This is a genomic window from Brevibacillus daliensis, from assembly GCF_021245735.1.
GTDB classification, from domain to species: Bacteria; Bacillota; Bacilli; order Brevibacillales; family Brevibacillaceae; genus Brevibacillus_B; species Brevibacillus_B daliensis.
The window spans coordinates 158,057-177,254 of the sequence record NZ_JAJISB010000012.1 but is presented as its reverse complement, the minus strand read 5'-3'; the positions used below and the strand labels follow the sequence as shown (position 1 = coordinate 177,254).

Sequence of the window (19,198 nt, the reverse complement as noted above, 5' to 3'; positions counted from 1 at the left end):
ATACAAAAATGTTTAGATTCTAAACAATAAGTAGTATAGAACCTAAACAATACTTTGTAAAGAGAGCTTTTATTTATGTGTTATGAAATCAAAAATACTCATTTATTGCTCTTGACGAGGCATATCTAACAATTCAGTATACTGTTGCATAACTTTATAAAATACGTCAATTTCTTCACTCGTAAAACTTTTATGCAATGTTCTATCAGCCCAAGTGAGTTCTTTAATATCATAATCTTTATGTGCTTTACTTAAGACTTCTCCTCTATCAGTGACATACAGATGTACATTTTTTGCGTTGTCATGTTCTTTTTTTCGTATAATCAAACCACGTTTTTCTAGTTTGGTAATAATCTGTGATACTGCACCTTTTGTACGATTCCACTCCAATGCCACCTCAGTAACAGTGATTCCTGGATTCTCCTCAATAACAGTCAGAGTGTGTACTTCCATCATATTGATTGTTTCACCAGTGCCATAATCACGAGCTGTTTTTATATAATCAGTGTAAGTCATAACAAATTTATAAATAATATTCGCCTTGGCATCTAATTCATGGTATTTAGCATTTTTTTGGATTACATTTTCAGTATCGTTCATTTTTACTCCAACCTTCATTCAATTTTTCATAACTCAAAAAAGACTAAGTCATAACTACGGTCATAAACTAGATAGACCTTGCTGTTCAAAACTGACCATGCTTCAAATTGTTCGAGCAAGTACAATTATAAGGCTCTAGACAAACCTCCCGCGGATTTAGCATCCCTGTACAAAAGCTTTGAAGTGCATCAGATAGCAGCTTGCTGTCGAAATCATTTTCGTCTTCCAAATCCCAAACCCACTCAAAAGGAAATTCCAATGCGTTGATCACCTTAAGTAAGGCTTTGCTGGGAGCATCTCTATAACCGCAATTCTTTACTCATGTTGTACCAGGTTGCTCCAGCATGTTCAGAGCTTGAAACATCTTTGTTGAGATATCCATGTTTTTCATAGAAGTAAATTAGGCTCTCTTTACAAGTAAGTGTTATTGTTTCACGCTTTTTCACTCTTGCTTCCTTTTCTAGATGCGTAAGTAACTTTGATGCTACGCCACGTTTTTGAAAATGCGGAGCAACTGCTAATCCTAAAATGCTTTGATGCCAGTCAGTTGCTGGATTTTCCTTTATATCATTAAACAAATTATCAGTTATGAATGCTGTTTCAATCACTGGTCCATTCACGAAACCTACGATTTCCCCATCCTCTTCAGCTACAAAAAAGCTATCCTGAATCAACTCTATGCGCTTTTCAATTGCTTCTTTCGTTGCAGCCTCTTCTTTTGAAAAGCAAAGCTGTTCAATGGCTAAAAGTTGAGGCAAATCTTCTATCTTTGCATTTCGTATTTTTAACATATATGTAACCTCCACATATTGAAGTCATCAAAGCGGCTACCTAAAATGGTAGCCGTCATTTTTTAAACTTATTAATAATAGTTTCGATCCACGAGGTGTTTCGTATCGTCTGATTGGGTACTTTAAACTGTTCTACCCAACCAATAAAGTGAGGATCCATATGAATTAGTTAATCTAACGCTATTTAAAATATCCCAAACGATAGGTCCTTTTCCTTCCACATATTTTGGACGTTCATTTTTATAAAGATCCATTAATTGATGCTTTTCTTGAGCGTACCTTAAACAATCCGCAGGGTGTAGTCGTAAATAATCTCTAAAGAGTAAAGTGACTTGTTCAGAAAAACTTCCTGCCTGCCTTACATGAATATGAGTTCTGCGAGTCCCTAGTACTTCCCGAAAATACCTCTTTGTTTTATCGGGATTTTCTTCCCGTAAAACGAACCCCACTTGTTCAATCTTAGTTTTATAGATTAATATATCATCGTAATTCAATATAGATATCTGGATATCAATGATTGGCTTTGCGTCCAAACCAACAACCGATGTTGAGCCGACATGATCAATACGAATTGCCAACTCCCCCAAAGAAGTTCTTAATTTTGAAGCGATATCATTGAACAGACTTTTCCATTCTGGGTCATGTTTAGAAATCCTCCATTGATCATCCATAGTAATTTCCTTCGATGCTGTGGTTATTAAAATACTCAGATCTATTTTACCATAATTTAGTGGACTGTATTAAGTATAATTGCCCGTTAGTTGAGAAAACGGCAGCCTATTAAACAGGCTGCCGTTCTACGTGAGTATTAAGCTATCGATCTCCGTTAGCTCAGTACATAATGAACAAGTTCACGTTCATAAACTAACTTAGTTGATCATAACAGCAGGGAGGTTTTCCATCCTTATGCCCGAAAAGATAAAGTTGCAAAAATTTGTTGATGAACTGCCTATTCCCAAGACATTATCCCCTATAAAGCGAAGCAATGACTGGACTTACTTCGAAGTTAATGGCCGTTATCTGAAGTCGATGACTCTTAATAGAAAATAACTACCTCCTCGACCAAAACAAAGGACTTCAGTCAAAAAAATGAGGTCCTTTGTTTTGAACTTTAACTAACGAGTTCCATTAGTTTTAAAACTTTCCCTCTGCCTGGGGTAGAATCAGGTGAATTTGTTTTTTTGAGAAGTTTTCCAACTATTACAATTCTGCCCGTTACTTTGATGAAATCAAAAAAGGGGTAGTCTCGAAGCGGTTCCTGCATAAAAGTTTCCTTTAGCAAATGACCAGACGTATAATCATATTAAACAACGATTGCTCGAATAAGCAGAATGTTACTTAAATGTGGGTGGGATCTCTAAGTGAACCGTTGATTCTCCCATCAAGATTGAATTTCATTAGTGGTATGAGCCTCGGCAAAACCATAAAATTTCTATTTTCATCCAGAGTATAATCCTTATCCATAGACCCTTGTGAAACATAAAAAACATAAAGAGATATTTAATATTTCTTTTTATAATTACCTAAAGCAAGCAAAGGCCAAATGTACCGGTAGCTGTGGTAGTGAAAGTAAAAACCGCCGGGTAATCCGGATCCTGTCGGATAGGAGAGCGTCCAGTCCTGATTTTTTTCGGAATCAATTAAAAATTGAATTCCACGTTCAATCGCCGGAATTGGTTTTTGGAACACTGAAATGAGGGCATCCGCTCCCCACGCGGTTTGAGAAGGTGTACTGACACCTAAAGAAACATATGTTTTAACAATTTCGCTCTTACATGACTCTCCCCACCCCCCGTCTTCATTCTGGATTTTTAATAACCACTGTACTGCTTTCTGAATTGCAGGATGTTCGGAAGAGACTCCAACAGCAATTAGGCCGGTAACAGCGGCCCATGTGCCGTAAATGTAAGAAATGCCCCAACGTCCGTACCAAGAGCCGTTGGCTTCTTGGTTGTTTAGAAGCCACTCCACCCCTCTTTGAATCTGGGGATGGCCGATGGTAAATCCTGCACTGTTGCCAAGAAACTCCAAAGTCCTACCTGTTAAATCTGCCGTAGAAGGGTCTGTACTAACTGCGTCTGCCGCATCGAAGGGAAGCCAGTTTACTATTCTTTTATCCGTATTTTTCTCAAATGCCGGCCAGCCTCCATCGGCGTTTTGCATCGATAACAGCCAATTGAGACCTCGATCCCATGAATGGTGGAAGGTCGGGTCTGTTTCTCTTAATTTGCTTATTGCTCTTAATGCAGCCGTTGTGTCATCGACGTCGGGATTGATGGTATTGATATTGGAAAAACCCCATCCGCCTGGTAATACAAAAGGATTTTTCATCATCCAATCACCATATTTATGATGCTGGCGAGAGAGTAAATAGCGGCCAGCTTTTTGAACTGTAGGGTCAGATGCAAAAACCCCGGTTGCTTGCATAGCATGAGCCAATAAAGCGGTATTCCAGACCGTTGATGTCGTAATCTGAATATGAAACTGTCCTTTGGTCAGGCAAGTCATTGCTTTCAGCCCTGAAATCGCACGGGTGATCACTGGATGATTGGGCGAATATCCAAGGGAAAGTAGAGCGAATATCATAAGAAACGTGGAAGTGAAATAGCTGTACAAGGTTCCATCCGGTTCAATTCTTTCCAGTATAAAGCGTTCAGCCTGACGTAGCGCCATATTATGGATTTGCGACGGAAGGTAAGGAAGATTCTTCAAACCATCCAAGATCGTGTTAAGATGCGCACGGTATTCATGGGATCGTTGATTTGTCAGATATGGATGGTTGCCCAATGCTGTTGGAAGGTCGTTTTTTCGAAGATCGGACATGTCTGGTGTTCTTTTTGTTTTCATTACGAACTTTCGGTCTGCAACGATCAATATCGGTGCGATGTGTACTCTTGCATATCCGACAAAATCGAAGAAATTGATGGGGAACCAGTTCGGCAGCAGGATGATTTCAACCGGGATTTGAAAGTATCCCGGCCAAGGATACTGCCCTGTCAAGGCAAGAAGGATTTTTGTTAGCATACTTGCCTCCGAAATTCCTCCTTTGGTTACTATAAACTTTTTTGCTAATTGCATGTGCTCATCCGTTTTCCGGCTGTGCCCTGAAAAAAGCAGGGCATAGTATGCTTCAATGGTTGCAGACAAATTTCCTTCCTCTTCATCATGAAACAGCTTCCAGGCTCCGTTTTTCTCCTGCCTTTTGGTAATGCGATCAGCCAAACTTCTAATTAACTCCTCGTCATCAATCATCAAGGTCCGTAATAGGATTATCATATATGCATCGGTTAGTGGTCCGCTTTCCGAACAATAACGCCAGGCGCCGTCAGCTGATTGAGCTTTTTGCAATAGATGGATTATACGTTTAATTTCTAATTCAATTTTTTCTTTCATATTTCAAACATACCTTTCTAAAACCCAAGTGTACTGCCTATATCCACTCTATTCATTTTCAGACGAAGGGTTCTTTAAAGGAGAGGAGAAAGCATGGGAATCCAGATCCTGAAGAAGAAATTTGACCGGTTTAAACAAAGTCAATTTTCGCCTTTTCTTAAAATAAAAAAAGAATTGAAGAAGAGATTGAAAGATGTCAACAAGCCTCTCAAGAAAGGAGCGGAATTACCCGAACAAGATCAAATATTGATTCGTCAAATTAAAGAATGCACACGCCGGCTAAACTTGAACAATGTAACGCGGACTACGGCGTATTTTGACTACTATCGAAAATATCCGGAGATACACTGGGCCTTGTTGGGTCACATGGTGTCGCGAAATGGCGGCTGGAATATGACGGATTTGAAGGGAGAGCTTCTGTCCAAATTATTTTCCGACGCGGAACAGAAGGATTATTTTCTGTTTTTGGAGCGCGGCAATTGGTTGATTTTCCAAGATATCTATCCTCAATTATTGCTGTATGAGGAAAGTTTGAAAAGAGAAGCGAGCTTGTTCTATCTGCTTTCTTTTTTTCATGTATCCGTCTTTATGGAGGTTATGTGGAATTATTTCTGGAAAAATGGAGACCGCTATCTTCTGGCGATTGCCCTAGTCATCAACGAGCAGAGCTATCTGGAAAAAAGGGTGATACAGAATCCCCATTATCAAAAAACGGTTCTGAATACGAAAGAGTTCAAAGTCCAGGATTTATTGAGTTTAAATCAAATTCTTTTCCCATGTTGTAACAATATGAACAAGGTTCCCGGGCAGGTACCTGACCTTATCGGCCAAACGCTTCAGCATTTTGCTTCCCTTCAAGAACGCATATTATTGGGTAAAAGATTATATTCCGTGCTTTTTGGCAGTTCTGAAATTCTACAGGGCGTAATAAACTGGGCGGCGGATCATCCACATACGGGTTCCCGTAAAGATTACTGGCCCCATCTGTTTAACGACGTAAACGAATCTGTGCCATCTATGCCTGGAACTCCCTATAAGAGGCGAACAGATAATTGTCAATTGAAAGCTGGGGCCAATCGATTATTCAGCCCAAAATTACAGTACGCTTGGAAAAATATTGAGCATGGTGAAGCGGAAATCGAGGATTGGTTTGAGGATTGGAAAATCTTAACCTACTTTATCAACCAAGAAAAAAATGTAAATGGGGAGATCTATCATAAATACTGTAAAACACTGGAGAAAGTCGAACTTGCGGTCATGGCCAAAACAGCCATCTTTTAGACAGAAACTTAAATCTTATGTTCCAACAATGATATTTGTTTCTTGGTTGGGAACTTATCTGGATCTCATCTTAGTGGAGAAGCAATTGTATTCTTTTCCTGTGAGGCCGTTTTCCGATATTTTTAAAATCAATATTATGTTTACTCTGTGTGTATTGCCGATTGTTACAGCTATCTTTCTGAACTGCTTGCAGTCGATTAACTCATGGCAAAGAAAGGGAATCGTCCTGTTTTTCGGCATAATAGCGGCTGGAATTGAACAGATAGCTGAAAAACTGGGATGGTTTGCCCACAGCAGCGAATGGCGGCATTTTTATTCCTTTTTCGGCTATATCCTATTTATGTGGCTTGTTTGGAAATTTCATCTATGGATAATTCAATTATCAGAAGAAGCCCCTCAACAATAATAGGGTTTAAACCAAATATTTTTTCAAAACAAATAAGGAACCAACTAATGTTGGCTCCTCCACTATTCTACATAGTTCAACATTTGATCTACATGCCGCTAAACATATTTCTGCTGAATGGACCCCAACCTGTCCTTCCCTCTAAGTTAACAAAACAAGGGAGAACAGTATATAGGACACCAGATATAGCATTAACCCTAAATGTCATGGCGAATCTCATTTTCGAATTGTCAACAGGTGTAATCATTCCCATATCAGGGCGTATTGCGTTTGATTCCGTAAGTGCATCGTTCATTCCTCCCGATATGCCTGCCTTACCCGCTCGATCTGGGCGAGGTGGTCACGGACATGCTGGACGCGCAATTCCAGCAGCTCTTTGAACGTGTACCGCGCTCCATCGGGATATTCCCCGACCCGCTCAAGCTGCTCGGGAGTCAGATTTTCCAGAAGTGGCAGCATGCTGGCCCGAAGCATTTGGAACAGGAGCAGATGCTGCTCGCGGTCCAACCGTTCATATCCCAGGTTATCCGCCAAGGCTTCCTGATCAAATGATAACAGAAGCGGTTCTTCCTCCGCCAAGACTTTTCTCATCCGATGTGTCGACAGGATTTCGGCATCCGTCACATGGATCACAATCTGATGGATGCTCCATTTATCCGGTGCAGGTTGGAAACGCAGCTCTTCCTCAGACAATCCTTCGATGGCTTCTCGCAGCAGCGCATAGTCTTGGCTGTACTCCTCGATCAACTTTTCCATCCGATCCTCTCCTTCATCATTATTCGTGTGACAGGGAGCATTCGATAAGATTATTCTTCGTTATAGAACAAATACCTTCTTGGTTTTAATGTTTATTCCACTATTGGGACTTTAAAGATTAAGCAAAACTGCCCGTTAGCCACTCATGCAGTAGCGCTGCATGAGTGGCTAACGGGTTCGATCGTTCAATAAACATCATTCAACTTTCCATGTAAAAATGTTGTTGTAAATAACAAAGCGAAATGGATAGAGATTCAGAAGTTTTCTGAGACCTCTATCCATTCTTTTTCACTGATAAAATAGCTAACATCATATTTAATTGCTTATTTTTATTAGTTAGAGTGGACTTCTTATAACTTTTAATAACATCAGCGGGTCGTCTTTTTTGTTTGCATATTTTTACTTACGTTCCAGATACTTTCTGTTCTGTTTCTCGTTCGGAAGTTTGCATATTTTATTTTTTTACAGCTCTTCTCTTTCACTAGAAGGCTGGAATCCATGTCTAACCACATACAAGAACCAGAAGAATGTCAGGAGCAACAAGATACTGGTCATATAAAAAACACCATGATAACCGAAAAATGTAGCGACATAACCACCGGTGGCTGGTCCTATCATATTGCCTAGGCTTAGAAAACTATTATTGTAACCAAATACGCGACTCACCATATGGGATGGCGTTACTTTGCGCAACAAAGAGGTGACTGCCGGCATTAATCCACCGAGACATAAACCAGCAATAAATCGTAATAGAAGCAACTGCCAATACGTTTCTACCATTGCTGTCGGGATAAAAACAATTGCTGATAGTAATAGACTACCCAGCAATACTTTGTGTGGTCCGATTCTATCCCCTATTTTTCCTAATGTAGGTGATGACATAACATTAGCTAAACCAGTCACAGCTGTAACTAAACCTGCAAAAAACGCTATATTGTTGCTATCCCCAACTAAACTTTTCACATATAGAGGCAGAATAGGAAGTATACCATTCAATGAAAGTTGAATCATGACCGTAACGGCAAATAAAACAGGCAAGGTTTTACTTGAAAACATCATCTTAAAGTCTTCCCGCAAACTGGTTTGCTCCTTTTTAGGAAGAGGAGTGAATTCTTCTTTTACGGCAAAGGTAATGATAAGGCTCGCAATAAATAATAATCCACCTGTTATTAAAAATACCACACGATACCCAACCATATCAGCTAAAAGCCCACCAAAAAAAGGTCCCATAATAGACCCCGACACAACACTGGATTGTAACACTCCCAATGCCCAACCTGATTTCTCTCTTGGTGCAGTTGAAGCAACCAAAGCATTACTTGCAGGAATAATTCCGGCAATCGTTCCATTTAAAAGCCGCAGGAATAATAGATGCCATACGTTTCCTGCTAGTCCAGTTAGACCAATCGTAATTGACATTAAAAATCCAGAACGTAAAATCATGATTTTTCGTCCATACTTGTCCGCCAAATTTCCCCATATTGGCGAGAAAAGACCTGCAGTCAAAAAATTCGCCCCGAAAATGATTCCTGCCCAGGTAGTGACTTCATCTGGATCGGTGATATTGAATTCCTGTTCAATAAACAACGGCAAAAACGGCATTACCATACTCATTCCTACCATTGCGATAAACAATGCGCCGCAGAGGACATATAAATTGCGTTTCCATACCTCCATACTCTCAACTCCTTGCTCTAGCTATGTCTCCTGCACCGTTCATTCAAAATCAGAGAATGAATAACTTCATCTACGGAAAAAACCCAAGCTGCGAGAATCGCAGCTTGAGATACTTACCCTCGTAGGGACACTGGCAATTCAATTGGCTGACCGAAATCCTGTACGTTCCAAAGTGTATGATACACGCCTTCTTTTTGTAACAATTCTTCATGTTTACCCATTTCAACAATCTCGCCGTCTTTCAATACTACAATCTTGTCTGCATGTGTAATTGTTGATAGACGATGAGCAACGATAATTGTTGTTCTACCTTTAGCCAATTTCGCAAGTGATTCCTGAATCATGTGTTCGGACTCTAGATCAAGTGCAGAAGTGGCTTCATCCAAAATCAGGATAGCTGGATCTTTAAGAAAAACACGGGCAATGGCAACTCGTTGTTTTTGACCGCCCGACAGTTTGACACCTCGTTCTCCGAGCTCTGTACGATAGCCATGGGGTAACTCGTTGATAAAATCATGAGCATTTGCTGCCTTGGCTGCATCAAGCATTTCCTGTTCTGTCGCTTCAGGATTTCCCATCATAATATTGGTCCCTGCAGACTCACTGAACAAAATATTGTCTTGCAGCACGATTCCGATTTGTTCCCGCAAGCTTTGCTGAGTAACATCGCGAACATCAATACCATCTATGAGAATACGCCCTTTTGTTACGTCCCAAAAGCGTGGAATGAGACTGATCAGAGAAGATTTACCTCCACCCGACATTCCAACGAGCGCTACTGTCTCTCCTGGTTCGATTCTTAAATTGATATCATGCAATACATGATCTCCATCGTTATTGTATGCAAAGGAGACGTTATCAAATACAACCTCACCTTTTACTCGCCCGGTTTCAGGTTGAACCGGAATAGGCTTGGCATTTGGACGATCTACAATGTCATATTGCTCATCAATAAATTCAAACATACGGTCCATGGATGCTATTGCCTGTGTCAATGTGGTAGATGAATTGACCAATCGGCGCAATGGTGTATAAAGCCTTTCCAGATAGACAAAGAAAGCCATTAAGGTTCCTACGGTCATCGTCTCTGTAATAACCTGATAACCTGCATATCCTAACACTAACAAGGGAGCAACATCAGTAATAGAATTCACAACAGAGAAGGTATATGCATTCCACCGGGTCTGCTCTAGTGCTTTATCAAGAAATTTATGATTCTTTTTTTCAAACTGTTCACCTTCATACTCTTCCAAGGCAAAACTGCGTGTTACCGAAATTCCATTCACTCTCTCGTGCAAATGTCCCTGTAGCTGGGCTAGCCTTTGAGAACGCTCTCTCGTTAATTGACGCAATCGTTTGTAAAAAAACTTAACAGAGAAGCCGTATAGCGGTAAAACCACAATAGCAATCAACGTTAATTCCACGTCCATAAAAAACATGATCGTCAAAGTAATACCAATTGTAATCAAGTCAAGCCACACATTCATGAGCCCCGTCTCAATAAAGCTACGTGTCTGCTCAACATCATTAATGACGCGGGAGATGATTTCGCCCACTTTATTATTGTTGTAAAATCGCATGGATAATTTTTGTAAGTGGCTAAATAACTGATTTCTGATGTCATATAAAATGCGACTTGATGTCCATTGTGCAAAATACTGTCGATAGTACTCTACTGGTGCTCGAACGACAGTAAAAATGAAAAAAGCACCTGCCATAACCCACAGCAGATTTCTAAGCTTCTGATCCATCGACATGGTGCCGCTAACTAAATCATCAATGACATATTTTAATATTAACGGCATGAGAAGAGGAATTCCAAACTTCACAATACCGATACAAATTGTTAAAATAATCTTTCCTTTATATGGCCCAACAAAGGTCATATATCTCCGTATGCTTCCCATAGCGCTCCTCCTTCGTTCTATCTAATCCGGAATGAGCTTATAATCCCCCGGTGTCAATTCTCCTTTGTAAGATTTTACACCTTTCTATTCCTTCTGTCTCCCACACAAGTTTTTATGACTTATATGCCTAAAAGAAAAATAGTAAAACACCCCTGATTTCAGCTCCACGACAGACGTGAAACAAAAATCAGGGGTATATTACCTTTTTCGTAAGCCTAGACATCATCCTGATGTTTCAGTAATTGATACCGATCATACCAGCGTTGTACAAAGCCGCTCTGGAAAGGACCTCGCCGTGCGTGTATCCATTCCAGAACCTCCTGTAACGCAAGCTGAACTCTTTCTTTTACGAATGGAGGATAATTCATTTTGGAACTATGTAGCTCGAATTCTTCCTCATCCAGTACCGTATACGTCATATCTGGATATACTTTTACATCCAAATCATAATCAATATAGGTAAGCAAATTCCCTTTTAAGCTGAAGGGAGAACCTATATTACAGTAATAATACACACCATCATCCCGAATCATCGCAATGATATTAAACCATTGTCCACGACCAAACGTGCAGATTGCTGGCTCTCTTGTTCGCCATTCCCGTCCATCTGCTTCCGTTACCTTAACCCGGTCATTTCCGGCGATCACCACGGCATCACTGGTATGGATCAATGTAGATCGATCCCATGAGCGATGCAAGGACTGGTCATGTTTAAAGCTTTCAATACGTATATTAGATCCTGGTACTTGCGACGCCATGACTCTCCCCTTTCTTCTAATGTGTCTCTTTTGGGAATCCGCCCTTTATGAAGAGAGCTTTTTAGAAAGTGTAATGTACTGCTGCAATTCGTATCCTAAAGAACGATAAAAAGGCAACACACGCTGGTTTGCCTGATTTACCATTATCAGTATATGATTAACCCCACGCTGTTTGAAACGGTTTTCCAGCGCTTCTACCAATTTTCGGCCAATGCCTGTGCCCTGCTCTCCTGGTTTGACAGCCAAACGATAAAAATAAGCACGGGTACCATCTATTGTTCCAACAATTACTCCTACAACTTCCCCATCATTCTCTGCTACCATGACTAGATCACTATCCCAAGCCAGTTGTTTGGCTAGCGAATCAAATGACTCAGAGTCCGTCCGATCTAAATCAGTCTCCTGCCAGATACGAGTAATCGCTGAATAATCGCCCAGACGAAACGTCCGAATAATCATAATAGGCCTCCCTTAGACGGCATTCATTTTTCTATTGTACACTACTAGAACCAGTTTGTCCCGATATGGCTAAGATTCATTGTATCAGTTTTTATCTAAAAGAAAAAACTTCCTAGCAATCATATTACACCAGAAGAGATATGCCACCATCTACGATCAGCGTCTGACCACGAACCATGAATGATTGATCAGAAAGTAAGAATATAACAGCATTTGCCAAATCCTCTTCCTCCACCATACGTCCAGCTGGAGTACGAGCAGATGATCCTTCAAGCAACTCTTCCCGATTAGGAAAATGCTTGAGGGCATCAGTGTCCACCACTCCACCTGAAACAGCATTCACTCTAATTTTGAGTGGGGCTAATTCAACAGCCAGATAGCGCGTTAAAGCCTCTAATGCAGCCTTCGATACACCAACTGCCGTGTAGTTTTCAAACACCCGAATAGATCCCAAGCTGGAAAGGCTGACAATGTTACCACCCTCACCCGATTTTTGCATGAGTTTAGCTGCTTCTTGAGCGCAGAATAGCAAAGCTTTACTGTTAATCTCCATCGTCCAATCCCAGTGACTTTCTTCAAGCTCCATCAAAGGACGTAATACTCCAGATGCGGCATTATTAACCAAGATATCTAACCGTCCGAATTCACGATCAATCTCCTGAAACATTTCCTTGATTTTGGCAACATCTCCTACATTAGCTTTTACCAGATGAACACGAACACCTTTTGCTTCCAGTTCAGTTGCCGTCTCTTTAGCAGCTGTGCGATTACGCAAATAATTAATGACCAGATCGTAGCCTTGATCTGCCAATTTATGAGCAATTGCCTTCCCGATTCCACGCGTTCCACCTGTTACTAGTGCTACTTTTCCTTTTCCGTTCATACATTTCTCCTCCTGGACAGATACAGTTCATCGTTCAATAACCAGATATTAATATCTGGTACTAAATATCTTTTTTATTATACTCTCTTTCAAGTAAAGACGCCATGCACCAATTGTGGTAGGACATACATTTTCACTTTTTTTAAAATATTACGTATATTTTCCTTTACAACGTGGAAGAATTACTTTAAGATACCTACATAACCATTTTTTGAAAGGAGGAAAAAACGATGTTCAACATGATTGTTCTTGCACTAAATACTTCTGCAACTGGCTTTCATAACTTCATATCGTCTTCTTTCCTCACAATCCAAATGGTGAAGGTTGTCAATTAGGTCAACCGTTTCATTTTTGTTCGCGGGAGAGAAGTCTCTTGCGGCGATTATACATACGTGAAAGAAGCTCACAGACCGTAAGAATTTATCTTGCGGTCTTTTTTGTCTTCATTTTCACTAAAATGGGAGGTGATTTCAGATGGTCTTACAGTTTCTTATGTTCACGATTCGCATTGAGCGATCGACAAAATCAGCTGAAGAAAAGTTATGTCAGTACAACCAAGAAAAAGCATTATGGAAACGTGATGAAGCAAGACAATTCAAGGATACGCAAATGCCAATCTGCATGTAATGAAGTGTGTGATAACGATAAAAGGAGGATTGTTAAGATGATGAACGTAAAACGTAAGCAACGCATGAAGTTTGTAGGTGTAAAGGTGATAGATGGAACCTGACTGAAATCGTTAGTAACTAAAAAGGAGGAAAAAAGAACATGCGAATCTCGATGATCTTTTTTACCATAATAATTGAGCGTAAACATAAAACGGATGAAGAAATTATTTTTCAATATAAACAACAGAAACAAATTAAAAAAATCATGGAACAAAATAGAAATAAACAACTAGACAACTATTTGATAAATCGTTTCTAATACAAAAAACAGGGAAGCCTTCTTGTAACGAAGAAGGACTTCCCTGTTTCTTTTCAACCATTACTAAACATTATCTTTTACAGGATAAATCTGGTCGATAATCTTGTTGTGGAGCACTGGAAATGCATATTTTCTAATCTCTTCATGTGAGACAAACCGTGCATCCTCACTAAACAGTTCCCCATCTTCATACTGTAGAACGTATACCTCAACATCCCAATGTAAATGGGAAAAAGTATGCTGAACATTCATGAGGTAGGAATTAGCTGTTGTCGCTATCTCGTACTCCTTCTCTAAGGCCGTAATCAGTTGTTCCTCGTCGTCTTCGTTCGATAGGTCCTCTAGCATGGGGAACTCCCATAGTCCTGCTAACAGACCCTGTGCTGGACGTTTACGAATAAGTACCTGATCACCCTTCTTCACAACAGCAGCCAGTAAGGAAACAGGACGAGGCGGCTTCGCTTTCCCTTTTACAGGTAGAGTATTCTGGACTCCTTCCTGCCTGGCCAGACAAAAATCAAATACAGGACAGGTAAGGCATTGCGGGTTTTTAGGAAGGCATATAAGAGCACCTAGTTCCATGATCGCTTGATTAAAGTCCCCAGCTCTGCCAACTGGAATTACTTGTTGAACCAAATGCTCCAGCTTCTTACGAGTTGCCGGTTTGGCAATATCATCGTCCATAAGTAAAAGTCTGGAGAACACTCGCATGACATTCCCATCTACGGCTGGAACCGGCACTTCATAGGCAATGCTTAAAATAGCTCCCGCGGTATATGGCCCTACTCCCTTTAGCTTGGAAATTTCTTCAGGTGTATTTGGAACCGTACCACCATAAGTTTCTTTCACTTCTTTAGCTGCAGTTTGCAGGTTGCGTGCCCGGGAATAGTATCCCAGACCTTCCCATGCTTTTAATACTTCTTCTTCCGGTGCATCAGCCAAGGCTTCCACTGTAGGAAACTTTCGCATAAAATTCTGGTAATAAGGCTTTACCGTCTCTACTCTCGTCTGCTGTAGCATGATTTCTGATACCCACACTCGATATGCATCCCGATTTATTCGCCATGGCAAATCGCGTTTTTGGGTATCATACCAATGAAGGAGTTCTGTTGCAAAGTTAAAGGCCTGAAACTCATCAGGCAATGTATAAGGAAGTGCTTGTTTTTTTCTGTTCATTACGCTTTTTTGTTTCCCCTCTGCATTTTCAGGTTACATGTTTTAACTTTCATCATACTGTAAAAAAGTTATGAAAAACAACCAGTTAAGGCATTTTCTCCTGTGGTATTTACTGTTACGATAAAGATAACCTTACTAACTGATTGAACGAAAGGAGAGATCATCCAAATGGACACGGCCACACATTTTGCCATGGGCTTTGGTATTGCAGCCCTCGCTCATCTAGATCCAGTAGTGGCATCCACACCTGGTTTGGCTCAAGCTGTCATGATTGGGACAGTTATTGGACAACAGGCTCCTGATTTGGACGGTTTCACCCGATTACTTGGCAATGCTTCTTATATTCGCAATCATCGTGGGAAATCTCACTCCATTCCTGCCATATTTCTCTGGACGATAGCTATTTTTGGATTGATCCAGTTTTTTATACCGCAGGTGCAATGGATACATCTTCTTGGCTGGATCTTTTTCGCCGTATTTCTCCACGTCTTTGTCGATATATTTAATGCTTACGGGACACAAGCGCTTCGTCCTTTCAGCAAAAAATGGGTGAGACTTGGCACCATGTTTATTTTTGATCCCATAATCTTCTCCATGCACGTAATAGGACTGCTTCTCTGGGTAGCAGGTGCTGAACCAGGTAAATTGTTCTTAACCATTTATTTGATTCTCATCCTGTACTACATTCAACGGTTTCGAGCACGTGCCAAGGAAGTTGCCTATTTACGCTCCTGGCTGGGACACTCAGGTGATTATACTCTCATTCCCACCTACTCATGGAATCAGTGGTCTTTTGTTGTAAAAACTCCAACTAATTGGTATGTAGGTGAGATGCACCTAGGATCAGAACCCATTGTTCTCGACACCTTTTCTATCCCGAAGAAAGAACATGAGCTAATTACTATCTCCAGACAGGATAAAAAAGTCCAGTCCTTCCTAAGTTTTAGTGAACATGCTCATGCTGAAGTTATACCTCGACCATTCGGTTATGAAGTGAAGTGGAAAGAACTGCGCTATCGTGCGAAGCATACAGCTAAATCACACTATATGCTTGTCGCAGTGGTCTACCTGGATAAAGATAAACAGATTCGTGATTCCTTCGTTGGATGGATTCATCGAAGCGAGGAACAATTGAATAAAAAATTAAATCCACAAAAGAACATGCAAATTAATTAATACGAAAATCCTGAATAGGGAAAGCTCCTCCATGAGAGGAGCTTTCTCATTCATTAACATAAAATTCAGTTACTAAGGCGGTACATATATGAACGTATTCATTCAGGGGTGGAAAACGGTACAGATTTCGTTTTGGAATATAGTACTGTTTGAAGTACTAATGAAATTATGCGCCCTCCTGCTTGTTATCCCAATCTTTTCTATCTTAATCACATCATTTCAATTCCCTACATTACTTGGTTTTGGGCTGTTCCTTACTCTAATCGTCTTTTTTACATCTGCCGTATTGCTCATGCTCCTTGTCTATGGAGAAAAGAAATACAGAGTAAGTATAGGATGGGCAATCCGTTCAGCTTTTTCCATAGTAGGGCATCTCATTCCCTATGCTATATTGGTATACGGATGGTATGTCATGACGTTATTGATCCTATCACTCCTAGGGGGTACTTCATTTTTCTTGCCATTTATGACCATTCCACCTTTCATTATGAATGATCTGCTTCATAGTGGAGGCGGTCTTCTCGTGTTTATCATTGCCTATCTAGTTTTGTTCTTTCTCATGATTCGCTATGTATTTGTTTTTCCAATGATTGTACTGGACCGGAAAACATTTTGGCAGGCAACAAGAGAAAGTTCAATCCTTGTAAAGAAAAATCGAAAAATCCTGTTTAAAAAGGGGTTGTCCATCCTCTTTTTCATGTTGTTTATTTTTGTTTTTATAAAGAGCATTTCCTTTTTCTCTTATTGGTTGACTACTTTAACGGAACAAAAATTATGGTCGTCACTTGCCATATCAGTTCAAGCTCAGCTTGTCTATGCCGGATCATTTCTGCTCACTCCCTTTTACCTTGCCATTCTTATTCATCTCTATCGTGAAATATCAGGAGTACCCACTGTTGTTCAGGATGATATCACTAGAAAAGAAAAGCGTTGGTCACCTTTTTTTCATAAACACGTTTATAAGCTTATGATTGCTTACCTGCTAGTAATAATCACGATTACAGGATACGTCAGCAGCATTTCTGGACCATTACCAGATGACAATGACAGACCGATCATCATGGCACATCGTGGTTATCTAGGTGTGGAAAATACCATAGAAGCGATTCAAAATTCAATCGATGCAAAAGCTGAGTACGTAGAAATAGATGTCATGCAAACAAAGGATAAGGAATTGGTGGTCATACACGATAACCACTTAGAACGTCTAGCAGGTGTAGATCTGCATGTTCATGAAGCGACCCTGGAGGAATTACAACAACTGACACTATCGGTCGGTTCTTTTACGGGCAAGATTAGCACTCTGAAAGAAGTTATTCAGTACGCGAAAGGTAAGATTAAACTTAACATTGAAATCAAACTACACGGTCATGAAGATAAAGAAGCCGTTGTTACTCGTCTCATTCAATTAATAAATGAAAACGAGCTACAGCAGGTTTCCATCATCCAATCCTCCCATCATACGATAGTAAGAAAAATAAAAAACGCCGATCCAAACTTGCAAGTGGGTTATATCACGTTTGCAAGTCAGACAAAATTAAAAGAGCTTCCTGGTGATTTTTTTGTAGTGGAGGAATACTCACTTAAACCATCCCAATTAGTTGAGGCTAAAAAACTAAATAAGCCGGTATATGTCTGGACCGTGAATTTACCTGACCAAGCGTATTTATTAAGTAACATGGGTGTAGACGCAATTATCACAGATTATCCTCCACTTGTTTATCTGGCTCATCACGACAAGCTTGAGGAAAATATACGATACAACCCATTTCAAATCACAACAAAAATAGCCAAATCAATTCAGACTTGGCTATTTTTGTAGACATTATTTTATACAGGGATGGACTCCCTCTTTGCAGGTTCAACATGAATGAGTGTTCGTTCTATGCCACAAAAACCTTCAAGATGGATTTCAATCTCATCTGTCAGATCGTGGCTCTCTTCTACCGTCAGGAGAGGGGAGACTTCAATTATGCAATCCACATGGACAGCACTTCCCTGATAACGTGCTCGTAGTTCAGTTACATTGCGTACCCCTTCTATCTCCATAATTCGATCTTTGATTTCCAGCCTTTTATCTTCTTCAAATCCATCCATCAACCTGTTAATTGCTTCCTTACCTAATACATAAGCAGTCTTCAAGATAATGATACCGACGATAACTGCCATCGCGGCATCTGCCCATAACCATCCAAGTTGGGCTACAGCGATACCAATTAAAGTCCCGATACTAACGATGGCATCGCTTCTATTGTCATAGGCAGCTGCTTTTACCGCCAAATTACTTGTTTCATCAGCTACTTTCATGTTGTAGCGCGAAAGAATATATAGAATAAGGGCACTTACTATTGCTACAACGGTAGATAGAAGTTCAGGAGCTGCTGTAATCGTATTCGGTGTTATGAGTTTACCAATTGCACTTATTACAACCTCAATACCCACTGCAGCCATCATGAAGGCAGCTAGTAAAGCACCAGCAGTCTCTGCCCGTACATGACCATATTGATGATTATGGTCTGCTGGCTTACGTGAAATAATCATCCCGATCATCAACATGATCGAAGCTCCCACATCCGTGATATTATTCATCCCATCTGCGGTGAGTGCCTCAGACTCTGTATAGGCACCTACAAGGATCTTGGCCGTAGATAGTAGTAAATATACGGCAATACTTAAAGAAATAGCTCTGCGCCCTCTTTTATGAGCAAGGTCTGCTTCGCTAGGTTGATTCATCATTACGGTCTCTTCCTCCCGTTTTCAACTTCTTATCACTATGGTACCTAACGAAAATCGTGTTAGTCTAGAGAAACGTTTTTGCAATCGGGAAGCAAAACATCTACTAGGAAAAATTGTTGTATTAAGGAAAAATTATGGCGGTACAGCAGTAAGGCTTACCTTCGGGACATATAAGCGTTGTGTTTTGGCAAGAAACATATTTTCTTGAATTGAGCAATTATATGTCTAAAATCAAACAAAACTGTAGACCAGAAATTTTTTTAGGTAAAGAG

Annotated in this window: 18 protein-coding genes; 6 read left to right on the top strand and 12 right to left on the bottom strand. The window is 40.3% G+C overall.

Going from position 1 to position 19,198, the window contains the following annotated elements:
* Window positions 1-102: 102 nt before the first annotated feature.
* From LM917_RS12270 to shc, 4 genes are all read right to left on the bottom strand, one after another.
* Window positions 103-600 carry a MarR family winged helix-turn-helix transcriptional regulator gene (locus LM917_RS12270; protein WP_232697801.1) on the bottom strand — a complete coding sequence of 166 codons (498 nt, stop codon included), beginning with the start codon at window positions 598-600 and terminating at the stop codon, window positions 103-105.
* Between the two features lie 299 nt (window positions 601-899).
* Complete coding sequence (locus tag LM917_RS12265; protein ID WP_232697800.1) at window positions 900-1,391, bottom strand: GNAT family N-acetyltransferase; 492 nt, start codon at window positions 1,389-1,391, stop codon at window positions 900-902.
* Window positions 1,392-1,513: 122 nt separating this feature from the next.
* Window positions 1,514-2,062: a GrpB family protein gene (locus tag LM917_RS12260; protein WP_232697799.1), complete on the bottom strand. Its 549-nt coding sequence runs from the start codon at window positions 2,060-2,062 to the stop codon at window positions 1,514-1,516.
* A gap of 829 nt (window positions 2,063-2,891) precedes the next feature.
* Window positions 2,892-4,784, bottom strand: coding sequence for a squalene--hopene cyclase (gene shc, locus LM917_RS12255; RefSeq protein WP_232697798.1), 1,893 nt, complete (start codon window positions 4,782-4,784; stop codon window positions 2,892-2,894).
* 93 nt (window positions 4,785-4,877) lie between these two features.
* On the opposite strand from shc, the gene LM917_RS12250 reads away from it, so the two are divergent.
* Complete coding sequence (locus LM917_RS12250; RefSeq protein WP_232697797.1) at window positions 4,878-6,065, top strand: DUF2515 domain-containing protein; 1,188 nt, start codon at window positions 4,878-4,880, stop codon at window positions 6,063-6,065.
* A complete protein-coding gene (locus LM917_RS12245; protein WP_232697796.1) occupies window positions 6,034-6,471 on the top strand; it encodes a CBO0543 family protein in 438 nt (145 codons plus the stop codon). The genes LM917_RS12250 and LM917_RS12245 overlap by 32 nt, the downstream gene beginning before the upstream one ends.
* Window positions 6,472-6,762: 291 nt before the next feature.
* Here the strand turns inward: LM917_RS12245 and LM917_RS12240 are convergent, their stop codons facing one another.
* The 6 genes from LM917_RS12240 to fabL form a co-directional block, all read right to left on the bottom strand.
* A complete protein-coding gene (locus tag LM917_RS12240; protein ID WP_232697795.1) occupies window positions 6,763-7,227 on the bottom strand; it encodes a DinB family protein in 465 nt (154 codons plus the stop codon).
* 462 nt (window positions 7,228-7,689) lie between these two features.
* Window positions 7,690-8,904: an MFS transporter gene (locus LM917_RS12235; protein ID WP_232697794.1), complete on the bottom strand. Its 1,215-nt coding sequence runs from the start codon at window positions 8,902-8,904 to the stop codon at window positions 7,690-7,692.
* Window positions 8,905-9,017: 113 nt separating this feature from the next.
* Window positions 9,018-10,811 carry an ABC transporter ATP-binding protein gene (locus LM917_RS12230; RefSeq protein WP_232697793.1) on the bottom strand — a complete coding sequence of 598 codons (1,794 nt, stop codon included), beginning with the start codon at window positions 10,809-10,811 and terminating at the stop codon, window positions 9,018-9,020.
* A gap of 215 nt (window positions 10,812-11,026) precedes the next feature.
* A complete protein-coding gene (locus tag LM917_RS12225; RefSeq protein ID WP_232697792.1) occupies window positions 11,027-11,569 on the bottom strand; it encodes a DUF402 domain-containing protein in 543 nt (180 codons plus the stop codon).
* Between the two features lie 45 nt (window positions 11,570-11,614).
* Window positions 11,615-12,028, bottom strand: a complete 414-nt coding sequence (locus tag LM917_RS12220; RefSeq protein ID WP_232697791.1) for a GNAT family N-acetyltransferase — start codon at window positions 12,026-12,028, stop codon at window positions 11,615-11,617.
* Window positions 12,029-12,152: 124 nt separating this feature from the next.
* Entirely contained in the window at window positions 12,153-12,911 is a 759-nt protein-coding gene (fabL, locus tag LM917_RS12215; protein ID WP_232697790.1) for an enoyl-[acyl-carrier-protein] reductase FabL, read from the bottom strand.
* A 474-nt stretch (window positions 12,912-13,385) separates the two neighbouring features.
* On the opposite strand from fabL, the gene LM917_RS12210 reads away from it, so the two are divergent.
* Both LM917_RS12210 and LM917_RS12205 read left to right on the top strand, forming a co-directional pair.
* The gene (locus LM917_RS12210) at window positions 13,386-13,538 is read left to right on the top strand and encodes a hypothetical protein (protein ID WP_232697789.1); all 153 of its coding nucleotides are present in this window, start codon (window positions 13,386-13,388) and stop codon (window positions 13,536-13,538) included.
* 141 nt (window positions 13,539-13,679) lie between these two features.
* Window positions 13,680-13,838, top strand: a complete 159-nt coding sequence (locus LM917_RS12205; RefSeq protein ID WP_232697788.1) for a YrzI family small protein — start codon at window positions 13,680-13,682, stop codon at window positions 13,836-13,838.
* 63 nt (window positions 13,839-13,901) lie between these two features.
* Here LM917_RS12205 and mutY read toward each other — a convergent pair whose 3' ends face one another.
* Complete coding sequence (gene mutY / locus LM917_RS12200) at window positions 13,902-15,014, bottom strand: A/G-specific adenine glycosylase (protein WP_232697787.1); 1,113 nt, start codon at window positions 15,012-15,014, stop codon at window positions 13,902-13,904.
* Between the two features lie 168 nt (window positions 15,015-15,182).
* Here mutY and LM917_RS12195 point away from each other — a divergent pair, with 168 nt between their 5' ends.
* Together LM917_RS12195 and LM917_RS12190 are read left to right on the top strand one after the other, a co-directional pair.
* Window positions 15,183-16,190: a metal-dependent hydrolase gene (locus tag LM917_RS12195; RefSeq protein ID WP_232697786.1), complete on the top strand. Its 1,008-nt coding sequence runs from the start codon at window positions 15,183-15,185 to the stop codon at window positions 16,188-16,190.
* Between the two features lie 88 nt (window positions 16,191-16,278).
* Entirely contained in the window at window positions 16,279-18,012 is a 1,734-nt protein-coding gene (locus LM917_RS12190) for a glycerophosphodiester phosphodiesterase (RefSeq protein WP_232697785.1), read from the top strand.
* A gap of 8 nt (window positions 18,013-18,020) precedes the next feature.
* Here the strand turns inward: LM917_RS12190 and LM917_RS12185 are convergent, their stop codons facing one another.
* On the bottom strand, window positions 18,021-18,926 hold the full coding sequence (locus LM917_RS12185) for a cation diffusion facilitator family transporter (protein ID WP_232697784.1): 906 nt from the start codon (window positions 18,924-18,926) through the stop codon (window positions 18,021-18,023).
* Window positions 18,927-19,198: the final 272 nt, after the last annotated feature.

Coding starts and splice junctions, on each gene's coding strand:
- LM917_RS12270 (WP_232697801.1), bottom strand. CDS start 600: ATGAACGATACTGAAAATGTAATCCAAAAAAATGCTAAATACCATGAA.
- LM917_RS12205 (WP_232697788.1), top strand. CDS start 13,680: ATGCGAATCTCGATGATCTTTTTTACCATAATAATTGAGCGTAAACAT.
- LM917_RS12195 (WP_232697786.1), top strand. CDS start 15,183: ATGGACACGGCCACACATTTTGCCATGGGCTTTGGTATTGCAGCCCTC.
- LM917_RS12210 (WP_232697789.1), top strand. CDS start 13,386: ATGGTCTTACAGTTTCTTATGTTCACGATTCGCATTGAGCGATCGACA.
- LM917_RS12230 (WP_232697793.1), bottom strand. CDS start 10,811: ATGGGAAGCATACGGAGATATATGACCTTTGTTGGGCCATATAAAGGA.
- LM917_RS12265 (WP_232697800.1), bottom strand. CDS start 1,391: ATGTTAAAAATACGAAATGCAAAGATAGAAGATTTGCCTCAACTTTTA.
- LM917_RS12185 (WP_232697784.1), bottom strand. CDS start 18,926: ATGATGAATCAACCTAGCGAAGCAGACCTTGCTCATAAAAGAGGGCGC.
- LM917_RS12190 (WP_232697785.1), top strand. CDS start 16,279: ATGAACGTATTCATTCAGGGGTGGAAAACGGTACAGATTTCGTTTTGG.
- LM917_RS12250 (WP_232697797.1), top strand. CDS start 4,878: ATGGGAATCCAGATCCTGAAGAAGAAATTTGACCGGTTTAAACAAAGT.
- LM917_RS12220 (WP_232697791.1), bottom strand. CDS start 12,028: ATGATTATTCGGACGTTTCGTCTGGGCGATTATTCAGCGATTACTCGT.
- fabL (WP_232697790.1), bottom strand. CDS start 12,911: ATGAACGGAAAAGGAAAAGTAGCACTAGTAACAGGTGGAACGCGTGGA.
- LM917_RS12225 (WP_232697792.1), bottom strand. CDS start 11,569: ATGGCGTCGCAAGTACCAGGATCTAATATACGTATTGAAAGCTTTAAA.
- LM917_RS12260 (WP_232697799.1), bottom strand. CDS start 2,062: ATGGATGATCAATGGAGGATTTCTAAACATGACCCAGAATGGAAAAGT.
- shc (WP_232697798.1), bottom strand. CDS start 4,784: ATGAAAGAAAAAATTGAATTAGAAATTAAACGTATAATCCATCTATTG.
- LM917_RS12235 (WP_232697794.1), bottom strand. CDS start 8,904: ATGGAGGTATGGAAACGCAATTTATATGTCCTCTGCGGCGCATTGTTT.
- mutY (WP_232697787.1), bottom strand. CDS start 15,014: ATGAACAGAAAAAAACAAGCACTTCCTTATACATTGCCTGATGAGTTT.
- LM917_RS12240 (WP_232697795.1), bottom strand. CDS start 7,227: ATGGAAAAGTTGATCGAGGAGTACAGCCAAGACTATGCGCTGCTGCGA.